Raw genomic sequence first — 13,588 nt, forward strand, 5'->3', positions numbered from 1 at the left:
GTGCCCTAGGCAAGGCTGGTTCACAGTTCGGTGCATCACGATCTTTCGGGCCGGGCGTGAGAGGACACGGCGCCCGTCGTCGAAACTGGCCGTCATCGAAGTGGGAACCGCCATGCCTCTTGCTCTCTACGCTCTTGCCGCCGGCGCCTTCGGTATTGGCGTCACCGAATTCGTCATCATGGGCCTGCTGCTCGACGTCAGCACCGATCTCGGCGTCTCGATCTCAGCTGCCGGTCAACTGATTTCCGGCTATGCGCTGGGCGTCGTCATCGGCGCGCCGCTGCTGACGATCGCCACCGGCCGGTGGCCGCGCAAGACCGTGCTTCTGGCGCTGATGGCAATCTTCACGCTAGGCAACCTCGCGTGCGCGCTGGCCCCAGACTACTGGACGCTGATGGGTGCGCGCGTGCTCACCGCCTTCGCCCACGGCACCTTCTTCGGCGTCGGCTCGGTCGTGGCGACCGGGCTGGTGGCGCCCAACAAGAAGGCATCGGCGATCGCCCTGATGTTCACCGGCCTGACCATCGCCAACATCCTCGGCGTCCCCTTCGGAACATGGCTCGGCCAGGCCTTCGGCTGGCGCGCGACCTTCTGGGCGGTGACCCTGGTCGGCATGGTCGCTTTCGCCATCATCCTGCTGCTGGTGCCGCGCAGCCAGACAGCGCCTGAGCAAAGCAATTTGCGCGCCGATCTCGCCGTGCTCGGCCGCACGCCCGTCCTGCTTGGCTTTGCCACCACCGTGCTCGGCTATGCCGGCGTCTTCGCCGTCTTCACCTACATCGCCCCGTTGCTGACCGAGATCACCGGTTTTGAGGAAGCAGCGGTGTCGCCGATCCTGCTGGTCTTCGGCGGCGGCCTCATCGCCGGCAACCTCGCTGGCGGCAAGTTCGCCGACCGCTGGCTGGTGCCTTCCGTTCTCGGCAGTCTCGTCGTGCTGGCGCTGGTGCTCGGCACCATGACCTTCGCCCTGCACAGCCAGGTTATGGCCGTCATCTATGTCGGCCTGCTCGGCGCCGCCGCCTTCGCCACCGTGGCGCCGCTGCAGATGTGGGTACTGGAAAAGGCACAAGGCGCCGGCCAGAGCCTCGCCTCGTCCTTCAACATCGCCGCCTTCAATCTCGGCAATGCGGCCGGCGCCTGGCTCGGCGGCGTGGTCATCGCCCATGGCCCCGGCCTCGGCGCCGTCACCTGGGTCGCGGCCCTGCTGCCGCTCTCGGCGCTTTCCGTGGCAGCGCTGGCGCTACGCCTCGATCGCCCAACGCTCGGTGAACCGGCACCCGCCCGCTCGTAGCAACTCGAAGAACCCTTGTACACCATAGGAGAAACAGATGGATTATCGAAATCTTGGCGCATCGGGCCTGAAAGTCCCGGCGCTCTCGTTCGGCGCTGGAACCTTCGGCGGGTCAGGGCCGCTGTTCGGCGCCTGGGGCAACAGCGATGCGACGGAAGCCCGGCGGCTGGTCGACATCTGCCTGGAGGCGGGCGTCAACCTGTTCGACACCGCCGACGTCTATTCGAATGGCGCTTCCGAACAGGTGCTCGGCGAAGCGATGAAGGGCCGCCGCGATGCCGTGCTGATCTCGACAAAGACCTCGCTGCCGATGGGCGACGGTCCCAACGACGCCGGCTCGTCCCGCTCGCGCCTCATCAAGGCCGTCGAGGACGCACTGAGGCGTCTTGGCACCGACTACATCGACCTGCTGCAGCTGCACGCGTTCGACGCCGCAACACCGATCGAGGAGGTGCTATCGACGCTGGATAGGCTCGTGCGCGCCGGAAAGCTGCGTTATGTCGGCGTTTCCAATTTTTCCGGCTGGCAAGTGATGAAGTCGCTCGGCCTGGCGGACAGATACGGCTATCCCCGATACGTCGCCCACCAGGTCTATTACTCGCTGGTCGGGCGCGATTATGAATGGGAGTTGATGCCGCTCGGCCTCGACCAGGGCGTCGGTGCGCTGGTGTGGAGCCCGCTCGGCTGGGGCCGCCTGACCGGCAAGATCCGCCGTGGCCAGAAGCTGCCCGAGAAAAGCCGGCTGCACGACACGGCAAGCTTCGGACCGCCCGTCGACGACGAGCATCTCTATCGGGTCGTCGACGCGCTTGATGTTGTCGCCGAGGAAACCGGGAAGACCATACCGCAGATCGCCATCAATTGGCTGCTGCAGCGGCCGACCGTCGCCTCCGTCATCATCGGCGCGCGCAACGAGGAGCAGTTGCGCCAGAATCTCGGCGCCGTCGGATGGTCACTGACCCCGGATCAGATGAAAATCTTGGACACGGCAAGCGAGGTCACCGCACCCTACCCGTATTTTCCCTATCGCCGGCAGGAGGGTTTTGCCCGGCTGAACCCGCCCGCCGTCTGACGCTCCAAAAGCTGGGCGGCGGCTCCCAGGCTGCCGCCCGCGTGCTTTAATGCAGCACGAACTCGCCGTCGACCTTGCGCCATTCGTTCGGCGCGATCAGCTTCTGGTGCGTGTAGCTGACTGAATGCAGCGGGCCTTCGAGCTTGGCCTGCCAGAACTCGATGAAGCGGATAAGCACCGGAAATTTCGGGGCGATGTCGTAATCCTGCCAGATGAAGCTCTGCAGCAGATGCGGATGATCGGGAAAGTGATAAAGAATCTTGGCCGTGGTCAAGCCATAGCCCTTGAGCATCAGGTCCATTTCGGAATGGTCGCGCATTGCGGTCCCCTGGTTGATTCTCTTTCCTCCCAGCCTGAAATTGTGCACCCCATTTGCTTAATCGTCTATTGATATTTCTGCGGTCGAGCCAGATTTCTGCCGCAAAAACATGCGGTTAGCAGCCGTCTCGCTAGAGTGCTGACACCACCCGGGAAGGGACCTGCGGCATCCCGCCGCGCAAATCCAACGTCTAATGTTGCCGTCATCGCCGAACTGTTAATAATGCGCGCGAATTCGCGGCCGCAACGCTGCGATCCTGCCGGCAGTCAAGCCGGCGGTTTGGTTTCGGGAGGAAGGCGAAGAAATGTCCGATGTTCATGTCCATCGCGTCCAGCCGGCGTGGAAGAAGAACGCGCTGATCGACAATGACACCTACCTGAAATGGTACGCCGACAGCGTCAAGAGCCCGGACAAGTTCTGGGGCAAGCACGGCAGGCGCATCGACTGGTTCAAGCCGTACAGCAAGGTCAAGAACACGTCCTTCGACGGCAAGGTCTCAATCAAATGGTTCGAGGATGGCCAGACCAACGTTTCCTGGAACTGCATCGACCGGCATCTGAAGAAGCGCGGCGAACAGACCGCCATCATCTGGGAAGGCGACAATCCCTACGACGACAGGAAGATCACCTATAACGAGCTTTACGGACATGTCTGCCGCCTCGCCAATGTGATGAAGAAGCACGGCGTCAAGAAGGGCGACCGCGTCACCATCTACATGCCGATGATCCCGGAGGCCGCCTATGCGATGCTCGCCTGCACGCGCATCGGCGCCATTCATTCGGTGGTCTTCGGCGGCTTTTCGCCGGACGCGCTGGCCGGACGCATCGACGACTGCAAGTCGACCTTCCTCATCACCGCCGACGAAGGCCTGCGCGGCGGCAAGCCGATCCCCTTGAAGGAGAACACCGACAAGGCGATCGAGATCGCCGCCAAGGCCGGAACGAAAGTCGAAAAGGTCTTGGTAGTACGCCGCACCGGCGGCAAGACCGGCTGGGCCGCCGGGCGCGACGTCTGGTACCATGACGAGGTCGCGACGGTTAAGGCCGAATGCAAGCCCGAGAAGATGAACGCCGAGGATCCGCTGTTCATCCTCTACACGTCGGGCTCGACCGGCAAGCCGAAAGGCGTGCTGCACACCACCGCCGGCTATCTCGTCTATGTCTCGATGACCCACCAATATGTCTTCGACTATCACGACGGGGACGTCTACTGGTGCACAGCCGATGTCGGCTGGGTCACCGGCCACAGCTACATCGTCTACGGGCCGCTCGCCAACGGCGCCACCACGCTGATGTTCGAAGGCGTGCCGAATTACCCGTCGCAGTCGCGTTTCTGGGACGTGATCGACAAGCACAAGGTCAACATCTTTTACACCGCGCCGACGGCGCTGCGCGCGCTGATGGGCGCCGGCGACGCCCATGTCACCAAGACGTCGCGCAAGTCGCTGCGCGTGCTCGGCACCGTCGGCGAGCCAATCAATCCAGAAGCCTGGGAATGGTATTTCAACGTTGTCGGCAACGGCAAGGTGCCGATCGTCGATACCTGGTGGCAGACCGAGACCGGCGGCATCATGATCACGCCGGTTCCGGGCGCCACCCACCTCAAGGCGGGCTCGGCGACGCGGCCCTTCTTTGGCGTCAACCCGCAGCTGGTTGATGGTGACGGCAAGGTGCTGGAGGGTGAAGCCAGCGGCAATCTTTGTATTGCCGACTCATGGCCGGGCCAGATGCGCACCGTCTATGGCGATCACGACCGCTTCGTGCAGACCTATTTCTCGACCTACAAGGGCAGGTACTTCACCGGCGACGGCTGCCGCCGCGATGCTGACGGCTACTACTGGATCACCGGCCGCGTCGACGACGTCATCAACGTCTCCGGCCACCGCATGGGCACCGCCGAGGTCGAATCGGCGCTGGTTTCGCATGAGAAGGTCTCGGAAGCGGCCGTCGTCGGCTACCCGCACGATATCAAGGGCCAGGGCATCTACTGCTATGTCACGCTGATGGCCGGCGAGACGCCAAGCGAGGAATTGCGCCAGGAGCTCGTCGCCCATGTCCGCAAGGAGATCGGCGCCATCGCTTCGCCCGACAAGATCCAGTTCGCGCCCGGCCTGCCGAAGACCCGTTCCGGCAAGATCATGCGGCGCATTCTGCGCAAGATCGCCGAGGACGATTTTGCCGCGCTCGGCGACACCTCGACGCTGGCCGATCCGGCGGTCGTCGACGACCTGATCGCCAATCGGCAGAACAAGAAGAGCTGATGCAAGCCATATTGGGTGCCGTCACCGAGCTTTGGCGCTATCCCGCGAGCTCGCTCGCCGGCGAGCGCCAGCAGGCGATCTCGGTCGCCCGGCATACCGTTGAAGGCGACCGCCTGTTTGGTCTTATCGACACGTCGAACAATGAAATCGCACGGCCGGACCGCGAAGTGAAATGGCACAAGGTGCCCCGCATCCGAACCCGGCTGTCGCCGGCCGGCGCACTGGAGGTTGCGGTCCCGGATGGCGACTGGCTAGCCGCACCGGGCGCTGATAGCGACCGCGCCATTTCCGCCTATCTCGGCTTTGCGGCCTCCATCCGGCCGTTCCGCCGCGAGAATACTACACCGGGATACGCCGGTCCCCTGCTGGCGGAACGCTATGTCAAAGCCCCCATTCATCTGCTGACCACCGCTTCGCTGGCGCAGTTGAAGTTGCTGCATCCAGACGGCACCGCCGACCCGCGCCGCTTCCGCCCCAACATCGTCGTCGACATGCCGAAGATCGAGGGGTCATTCCCCGAAACCGAATGGATCGGGCGCAAGCTGGCGATCGGCGACCTGCTCCTGACCATCTCCGAGCCGTGCCGCCGCTGCGGCTTCACCATCATTGGCCAGGACGGGTTCGACCACGACCCGGCAATCCTGCGCAGCCTGGTCCGCCACAACGCCCATAATTTCGGCGTCTACTGCACTGTCGATCGACCGGCCCGCGTCGAGATCGGCGCCACGATGCGTCTCCTGTAGCTATTAGTATAAATCCGCCCGCGTCGGCGGCAGGCCGCTTGGGCCGCGCGCGCGCCTGGTGGCGACGGTCTGGAAAATCTGCGCCGAGGCGCGTTCGAAGGTAATCGAGCAGCCGGTGAGATAAAGCAGCCAGAGCCGCGCCTTGGATTCGCCGACCTCGGCGATGGCCTCGTCAAAGCGTGCGTGGAGGCGCTCGGCCCATAGCCGGCAGGTGCGCGCATAGTGCTCGCGCAAGTTTTCGACGTCATAGATGAGGAAGCCGTGCGCCTCGAGATTGCCGAGCGTCATGCCGATCGTATCGAGTTCGCCGCCCGGAAAAATGTATTTGATCAGCGCTTTGAATTCCGGCCCCTTGCGCAGCGTCTTCTTCATGCTGCCCTTGTCGCGGCGGGTGATGGCATGGTGCAGATAGATGCCGCCGGGTTTGAGCAGGCGATGGATGGTCGAAAAATAGGCGGCATGGTTGGCAAGCCCCAGATGTTCGAACATGCCGATCGACGAGATCTTGTCGAAGGAACCGGACAGCTCGGCATAGGACTTTATCTCGATGGTGATGCGATCCTCCAGCCCCTCAGCGCGGATGCGTTCGCGGGCGAACTCGGTCTGTGCCTCCGATAGCGAAACGCCGTGGCCGACGACGCCATAATTCTTCACGGCATGGATGAGCATCGCTCCCCAGCCGCAGCCGATGTCGAGCAATCTGTCGCCGGGCTTCAGCCGAAGCTTGCGGCAGATATGGTCGAGCTTGTCTCTCTGCGCCTGATCGATATCGTTGGCGAAGTCCTTGAAGTAGCCGCAGCTATAGACCATGCGCTCGTCGAGGAAGAGCCGGTAGAATGCGTTGGAAATGTCGTAGTGATGCTGGATCGCCTCCTTGCTCGAACCGCTGACGTAGGGATTGCGGCCGGAAAGATCGGTTCGCGCCGTCATCTGTTTTCGCGAAAACAGCACCGCCGGCAGGTCGCGCAGGATCGCCAGCTTCGGCAGTGTCTTGAGCTTCGTCCTGAGCTTGCCGTGCGTGGGCAAGGCATAGAAATCGAACAGCGATCCGTCTTCGACGTCGACCGCCTTGGCAATCCACATCTCGATCAGCGTCGATAAAGAGGGCCGACGTACGATCTGCCAGACGATGTCCTGGTCGTTGATGGTGAGCACCGGGCCGGCAGCCGGGCCGATCCGCTCGCCCGTCCACAGCCTCACCGCAAAACCCGGCTTCAGCGTCTCGATGACCGTCCGAACAATCCGGGCCGCTCTCTCGGCTGCCTCCATCCCCGTCCTCCCTTACCCGGCAAAATAGTGACCCGGAACAATAGCGGTCCGGAACAATAGCGGCTCGATCTTGCCTGCCAGATCGGCCGGCCGCAAGCCGCCTGGGTGCGCAAGCACGCTTGTTCAGGATTTTCGGGTGCCGCGCCTTGCCATTTCCCGGGTGACACCCCATCATGGGGGAGTGTTCAACAAATCGAAAGGAGGTGATCCGATGTCGAGTGATTTCGTTTTCCAGAACGTGGCCTCAGCGGATTGCACTTTCGGGAAGCAGTCTTCCCGTTAAGGCGCGAGATGCGCGGCTGGCGACCAGTGTCGCCGCCAGGAACCGCGTCATGGACGGAAACACGGAAGGCCGCCGACTTCGCAAGAAGCGGCGGCCTTTTCCTTTGGGCTGTTGTCCCCTATCTGGTTACGGTCAACATCTCGACGTTGCGCGCTATATCCTGGAAAGCCTGGTTGAGTTCGGTTCCATTGGCCGCCTGATAAAAGTGCTTGATCTTGGCGGTGTCCGGGCTGGCGCAATCCTGGAGCGTCGCCTTGGCATTCGTTTCGTTTAGGTCAAACCCAATGGTGAATATCTCAATGCCCTTGTTGCGCATGGCAGCGCAGAGTGTCTTGGCGGCCGTGCGGGTCGGCTCCTTACCGGCGTCATTGTAAACGTCGCTCACCGTGCTCGCATCGAAGTAGGATAGGTTGAATTCGCCGTCGGTCATCAGGATCGCGATTTTGGCGACCTTTTTTGGATCCATCTTGGCCGGCCGTTGCGAAGTCCTCATGATGCTACCCCAGTTCTCCGACAGCATGTACCAGGTCCACTGCACGCCGATATGGCCGGCGGTGCCGCCGGATGCGACGAAATTCTTGATGACCGTCTTGAGCGCCGTCGCATCCGCCGTCAGCGGCATCAGCGTGGCGGCCGGGCAGGCGGCGGTGCCGGTTTGCCAAGCGAAGGACGACAGCAGGTAGTCGCGGTTGACCATGCTGGCGTCGGGGCCTGCGTCCGAATATTGATAGATCCCCTTGCGTTCGGTGGCGCAATTGTCCGGACGGATGAAGCCCGAGATATATTGCACGGCGTCATTGGCCGGCGCCTGTTTGCGTTGGCTGGTGCTGGTTTCCACATAGACGCTGCTGGGCGCAAGTGTACCCGCATTCACCGAATTTGCGTAAGGCACGATGGCAACCCGCACTCGTGGCTTGGAGGGGTCCTGACCGCCCAGGAAACTGTCGACGGCATTCGCCGCAGCCGTCCGCAGATCGATGATTTTCTGGCCGGCCATCGACCCGGTCACATCGAGCATCATTGCGACTTCGATCTGCTTGTCCGAATAGAGCGCCATCGTCGATGCGGGAACGCTTTGCATGCCACTCATGCCGAAAAGCGGGAAATAGTAGCTGACATTGACATGGACATCCGCCTGAACCGTGTTTGCAGTCCGGTCGACGGTCAGCTTGTCGAGAACGATCTGGTTGTCCTGCAGGATACCCGCCGTGCTGTTGGCATCGAGAAAGGCCTGCACCGATTTGCTGGCGTCGGCCTCGCTGATGACGCCGGTTGTCAGGTCGCGCGCCGTCGAGGTGACCGCAGCGTCGACGACCCCTTGCAGGCTCGATTTCACATTGTAGAGTTGGGACACGTTGACGGCAAAGCCGACACTCAGCGCCAGCACCGAGCTGATTATACCAAACAGCACCGCGAAATTTCCGCTGCGATCCCCGGCAAAGCCGCCGATCGCCTGAACAAGACCCCCGAAACGCTGCATTCCTTCCGCCTCCATTCGCCACAGCCTGCAGCTGTCCGAAGGCGCATTGCAGGAATCCGGCCGGATCGCGCCGCCAGGCGCGAGAAAGCGAGCGGCTCTCGCTCAGGCCATTGTTTCCAAACGGTTTCAAGCGACGGCAAGGTAAACAGCGGGTAAATGAAAGTCGCGTCAGCGCGGCTTTGTTGACAAAGCGCTTACCATGATCAGGCTCGCAATTCAGGACGACTGGACTGCGTCCCAATCCGGTACAGACGAGATGTATCGAACCGGTTCAGCACGACCGCGGTAGCGGGAGATGGAAATCTGGACTGTGAAAGGACTATGCCAGCATCCGTGCGCTGACGGTCTTGTCGACGCCGCGATAGGGCGGCTTGAAGAGATTGCCTTCCTGCTCGTGCGTCCAGACCTTGAACCGGCTGAGTCGATGCGGGCCGAAACTATGCAGCAGCGGCACGTCGGTGGCGTCACGGCCGCGCGCTATGACGACGCGGCCGATCCTCGGCACATTGTGGCGAGGATCGAACGTGTACCATCTGCCGTCGAGGAACACTTCCACCCACGCCGAGAAATCCATCGGCGCCGGATCGGCGGGTACGCCGATATCGCCAAGATAGCCGTTCACGTAACGGGCCGGGATATTCATGCAGCGGCAGAGCGTGATCGCCAGATGGGCAAAGTCGCGGCAGACGCCGACGCGCTCCTCATGCGCCTGCGCCGCCGTGCGGGTCGGGCGCGCATAGCCGTAGCCAAAGGACAGGCGGTTGTAGACATAGTCGACGATCGCCTGCACCCGCGCCCAACCCGGCGGAAGCTGGCCGAAAAGTTGCCAGGCGAGATCGCTGAGATGATCGGTCTCGCAGTAACGGCTGCCAAGCAGATAGCCGAGCACCTCGTCCGGCAATTCCGCGACCGGGACTTCCCCGGCCAGCGTGTTGACCTCGTCCGTCTCGCCACCGTCCTCGATCACCGCGTCATAGAGGATGCGAAAGCTTCCTGCCGGCGCCGTGAAGCGGCGGCAGCTATTGCCGAAAAGATCGTGGTAGACCCTGGTCGGCACGGATGGCGACGTCAGTACGCGCGTCTGCCGCTTGATGTCGGCCTGACGATCCCCGTGGATGTCGAGCAATGAAACGACCGGCGTTGGTGCAACGCATTCAATGCCAATTTCATAGCCGAGCCGAATCAGCATCGCCCTCCCCTGCGATCGTCATGGAAGATAGTGCTGGTCAACGCAGGAGAGTGCGCGCGGTTCCTTGCGAACGTCGAAAACGAGGTCTCGCGGCTTCCCATACGGACGCGGCAACGTTACGGTCGATCGATATGCTCCCTTCGAAATAATCCTTCCAAGATGACCCCGGGAAAACCGATGTTTGCAGGCAGAAAATTCGCGGCCTTCCTGTTCGATATGGACGGCACGATTCTCAATTCGATTGCCGCGGCGGAAAGGGTCTGGGCAGCCTGGGCGCACCGGCAAGGTCTTGACGTCGCTGCATTCCTGCCGACCATCCACGGCGTGCGGGCGATCGAGACCATCGGCCGGCTGGCGCTCCCAGGGATCGATCCTGCCCGCGAAGCCGATGCGCTTTTGCAGGCCGAAGCAGCCGACGTCGAAGGCATCCACCCGATTACCGGCGCCGCGGCATTCCTGGCGTCGCTGCCGCCCGGGAGCTGGGCGATCGCCACTTCGGCGCCCCGTGAACTCGCTCTGCTGCGCCTGCAGGCCGCCGGCATTCCGGCTCCCGCCGTGATCGTTGCGGCAGAGGATGTCTCCCGCGGCAAGCCGGCGCCCGACTGCTTCCGGCTGGCGGCCGAACGGCTCGGCGTCGACGTGCGCGATTGCCTCGTCTTCGAAGACGCACCGGCAGGCATAGCAGCAGCCGAGGCCGCGGGCGCCGCGGTCGTCGTGATCAGCGCCACGCACCGGCATCCGTTGGAGACGCCGCATGCCGCCATCGCCGGCTATGACGCGATCGGCGTCGCCGTCGATGCCAGCGGCTGGATTGCCATCGAAGCGGAGCGGGCCGCCCAGCCTGCTTAGCTGGTACCCTGCTTAGCCAGCACCCTGCCTGGGCTAAAAGTCGCTGGTCAGGCCCTTGACCTCCCAGTCGCTGTAGCGGCCGGGTTCCTTGCCGCCGCGCCCACCGATCTCCCTCGGCAGCGTGGCTTCCTTCTCGCGATATTGCTCCCGCCGGGCCTCGGCCTCGGCCAAGGCGCGCCGGGCTGCCGGCGTCAGTGGCTTGTGCGGCGAGCCGTTAGCATGCGTTTGGCTGGTTTTGTCGATCATGCGATCTTCCGCTAGATTGAAACAGGCCCCGATTGAAACGGGAACCGCTGTTTCCCATCATATAGCGATGGGCCCACAAGGATCGACCCCTTTGTTGGGCCAGAACGGAGCAGACGATGAACACCCTTCGCACCGCCATGCTTTTGGCCGCAATGACGGCCCTGTTCATGGGTGTCGGCTATCTGGTCGGCGGATCCGGCGGCATGATGATCGCCTTGCTGATCGCCGCCGGCACCAATTTGTTCAGCTATTGGAACGCCGACAAGATGGTGCTGTCGATGCACCGTGCGATCGAGGTCAACGAAAGCAACGCGCCCGAATATTACGCCATCGTGAAGGGTCTCGCGCAACGCGCCGGCCTGCCGATGCCGAGAACCTATCTCATCGACAATCCTCAGCCCAATGCCTTCGCCACCGGCCGCAATCCGCAAAATGCCGCTGTCGCCGCCAGCACCGGCCTGCTCGAGCAGCTCTCACATGAAGAAGTCGCGGCGGTGATGGCGCATGAGCTTGCCCATGTGCAGCACCGCGACACGCTGACCATGACGATCGTCGCGACCTTTGCCGGCGCAATTTCGATGCTCGGCAATTTCGCTTTCTTCTTCGGCGGCAACCGCGACAACAACAATTCCTTCGGCATCGTCGGCGTGCTGGTGGCGATGATCGTCGCGCCCCTGGCCGCCATGATCGTGCAGATGGCGGTGAGCCGCACCCGCGAATACGAGGCCGACCGGCGCGGGGCCGAAATCTGTGGACACCCGCTGTGGCTCGCCTCGGCACTTGACAAGATCGCGCGGGGCGCCGAACGCATCCGCAACCCGGATGCCGAGCGCAATCCGGCAACCGCCCATCTCTTCATCATCAATCCTCTTTCCGGCGAGCGCATGGACAGTTTGTTTTCCACTCACCCGAGCACAGAAAACCGCATCGCCGCATTGCAAAGGATCGCGAGCGAGATGGCCGGCGCACCCGAAGCGGCCGCGACGCCAAAGCCGGCGCCGAAAGAGACCGGGCAGCAGCCGTCAGGTCCGTGGGACAGGGCCGCCCGGCCCGAGGGGCGGGTTGAGCCGGCCAAGCCGAGACCCAATCCCTGGGGACGCAATCCGACCGGACCCAAAGGTCCGTGGTCGTGAGCGCAGCACAACGCCGGCACGCAATTCCAGGTGATCGCGAGCACAATTCGGGCAGCGAGGCCGTAGCCGGTCTCGCCGCGCGCAAGGCAGCCGCGCGCCTGCTTGCCGCAGTCATCGACGCGAGAACGCCACTCGACGGGCTGACCGACCATGAGAACGGCCATCCGCAATACAAGGCGCTCGACTTGCGCGACCGCGCCCTGGTGCGCGCCATTCTGGTCACCGCCCTGCGCTACCGCATGACCATATCAGGCCTTTTGGCCCGCCGCCTGGAAAAGCCGCTGCCGCCCAACGCCACGGCGCTTTCGCACATCTTGCACGTGGCGGCGGCACAGATCCTGTTCCTCAATGTTCCCGACAGCGCCGCCGTCGACCTCGCCGTCACGCACGCCAAGTCCGATCCGCGCACGGCGCGCTTTTCCGGCCTCGTCAACGGCGTGCTGCGTACGCTGGCGCGGGCCAAGCAGGACGAGCTCGCGACCGCAATTGCCGCAACCGACGAGGCACCAAAATGGTTTTCCGACCGTTTGAAAACGGTCTACGGCCCCGACAAGGCCAGGCAGATACTGCTCGCCCACCGCCATGAGGCGCCGGTCGACTTCTCGGTCAAGTCGGACCCGGCGCTGTGGGCCGAACGGCTCGGCGGCTTCGTCTTGCCGACCGGCACGGTGCGGGTCGAGAAGCTCAGCGCTTCCGTGACCGAACTGCCCGGCTTTGGGGAAGGCGCCTGGTGGGTTCAGGATGCAGCGGCCAGCCTGCCGGCCCGGCTGTTCGGCGACATCAATGGTTTGCGAATCGCCGACCTCTGCGCCGCGCCGGGCGGCAAGACCGCCCAGCTGATCCTCGCCGGCGCCTATGTCACTGCGCTCGACATGTCCAGAACGCGGCTGGCACGGCTGACGCAGAACCTCGAAAGGCTCGGCTTGGCCGCGGAGATCGTCGAGGCCGATCTGCTCAAATACGAGCCGAAGAACCGCTTCGACGCCGTCCTCCTCGACGCACCTTGCTCTTCGACCGGCACGGTGCGGCGGCATCCCGACGTTCCCTGGACGAAGACGGCGGCCGACGTCGAAAAATTGGCCGACCTGCAACGCCGACTGCTTGCCCGCGCCATCGCCCTGGTCAAGCCTGGCGGTCGCATCATCTTTTCCAACTGTTCGCTCGATCCGCTGGAAGGCGAAGAGCTCTATCGCGACTTTCTCGCCGGCAATGCGGAGATCATCTACGACCCGCTTCGGCCAGGCGAGATTGCCGGCATCGACCCATTCCTGACGCCGCAAGGCACGTTGCGCACCACGCCTGCCGATCTGGAGCTTGGCTCACCGGCGCGTTCCGGGCTGGACGGTTTCTTTGCCGCCCGCATGCGCAGAGCCGGCTAAGGGCCGATCTTGAAGCGCCATCCGACTTCTTGGGGCGAGGAGGCATGGAAAACAGGCTGAACGGCCCCACTGCCG

Annotated in this window: 12 protein-coding genes; 7 read left to right on the top strand and 5 right to left on the bottom strand. The window is 63.2% G+C overall.

Annotation, left to right across the window (positions count from 1 at the left end):
• The first annotated feature begins 112 nt into the window (after window positions 1–112).
• Entirely contained in the window at window positions 113–1,291 is a 1,179-nt protein-coding gene (locus NKI01_RS03705) for an MFS transporter (RefSeq protein WP_352480967.1), read from the top strand.
• Between the two features lie 37 nt (window positions 1,292–1,328).
• Window positions 1,329–2,363 carry an aldo/keto reductase gene (locus NKI01_RS03710; RefSeq protein WP_023719719.1) on the top strand — a complete coding sequence of 345 codons (1,035 nt, stop codon included), beginning with the start codon at window positions 1,329–1,331 and terminating at the stop codon, window positions 2,361–2,363.
• Window positions 2,364–2,409: 46 nt separating this feature from the next.
• On the opposite strand, the gene NKI01_RS03715 is transcribed toward NKI01_RS03710, so the two are convergent.
• A complete protein-coding gene (locus NKI01_RS03715; protein WP_023719720.1) occupies window positions 2,410–2,682 on the bottom strand; it encodes an usg protein in 273 nt (90 codons plus the stop codon).
• Between the two features lie 304 nt (window positions 2,683–2,986).
• Here NKI01_RS03715 and acs point away from each other — a divergent pair, with 304 nt between their 5' ends.
• Both acs and NKI01_RS03725 read left to right on the top strand, forming a co-directional pair.
• Complete coding sequence (acs, locus tag NKI01_RS03720) at window positions 2,987–4,942, top strand: acetate--CoA ligase (protein ID WP_023719721.1); 1,956 nt, start codon at window positions 2,987–2,989, stop codon at window positions 4,940–4,942.
• A complete protein-coding gene (locus tag NKI01_RS03725) occupies window positions 4,942–5,685 on the top strand; it encodes an MOSC domain-containing protein (RefSeq protein WP_023719722.1) in 744 nt (247 codons plus the stop codon). Before acs ends, NKI01_RS03725 begins: the two co-directional genes overlap by 1 nt.
• Before the next feature lie 3 nt (window positions 5,686–5,688).
• Here NKI01_RS03725 and NKI01_RS03730 read toward each other — a convergent pair whose 3' ends face one another.
• The 3 genes from NKI01_RS03730 to NKI01_RS03740 form a co-directional block, all read right to left on the bottom strand.
• Complete coding sequence (locus NKI01_RS03730) at window positions 5,689–6,954, bottom strand: class I SAM-dependent methyltransferase (RefSeq protein ID WP_352961907.1); 1,266 nt, start codon at window positions 6,952–6,954, stop codon at window positions 5,689–5,691.
• A gap of 401 nt (window positions 6,955–7,355) precedes the next feature.
• Window positions 7,356–8,717 (bottom strand): pilus assembly protein TadG-related protein, encoded by a 1,362-nt coding sequence (locus NKI01_RS03735; protein ID WP_352961911.1) that lies wholly within the window; start codon window positions 8,715–8,717, stop codon window positions 7,356–7,358.
• 319 nt (window positions 8,718–9,036) lie between these two features.
• Window positions 9,037–9,906, bottom strand: coding sequence for a transglutaminase-like domain-containing protein (locus NKI01_RS03740; protein ID WP_023719725.1), 870 nt, complete (start codon window positions 9,904–9,906; stop codon window positions 9,037–9,039).
• A gap of 177 nt (window positions 9,907–10,083) precedes the next feature.
• Here NKI01_RS03740 and NKI01_RS03745 point away from each other — a divergent pair, with 177 nt between their 5' ends.
• Window positions 10,084–10,755 carry an HAD-IA family hydrolase gene (locus NKI01_RS03745; RefSeq protein WP_023719726.1) on the top strand — a complete coding sequence of 224 codons (672 nt, stop codon included), beginning with the start codon at window positions 10,084–10,086 and terminating at the stop codon, window positions 10,753–10,755.
• 33 nt (window positions 10,756–10,788) lie between these two features.
• Here NKI01_RS03745 and NKI01_RS03750 read toward each other — a convergent pair whose 3' ends face one another.
• Window positions 10,789–11,001 (bottom strand): DUF1674 domain-containing protein, encoded by a 213-nt coding sequence (locus tag NKI01_RS03750; protein ID WP_352961914.1) that lies wholly within the window; start codon window positions 10,999–11,001, stop codon window positions 10,789–10,791.
• Between the two features lie 116 nt (window positions 11,002–11,117).
• Here NKI01_RS03750 and htpX point away from each other — a divergent pair, with 116 nt between their 5' ends.
• Both htpX and NKI01_RS03760 read left to right on the top strand, forming a co-directional pair.
• Complete coding sequence (gene htpX / locus NKI01_RS03755) at window positions 11,118–12,134, top strand: zinc metalloprotease HtpX (protein ID WP_352961917.1); 1,017 nt, start codon at window positions 11,118–11,120, stop codon at window positions 12,132–12,134.
• Window positions 12,125–13,513 (top strand): RsmB/NOP family class I SAM-dependent RNA methyltransferase, encoded by a 1,389-nt coding sequence (locus tag NKI01_RS03760; protein WP_352961920.1) that lies wholly within the window; start codon window positions 12,125–12,127, stop codon window positions 13,511–13,513. Before htpX ends, NKI01_RS03760 begins: the two co-directional genes overlap by 10 nt.
• The last annotated feature ends 75 nt before the right edge of the window (window positions 13,514–13,588 follow it).

This window comes from Mesorhizobium sp. M0815 (assembly GCF_040319995.1).
Classification (GTDB): domain Bacteria; phylum Pseudomonadota; class Alphaproteobacteria; order Rhizobiales; family Rhizobiaceae; genus Mesorhizobium.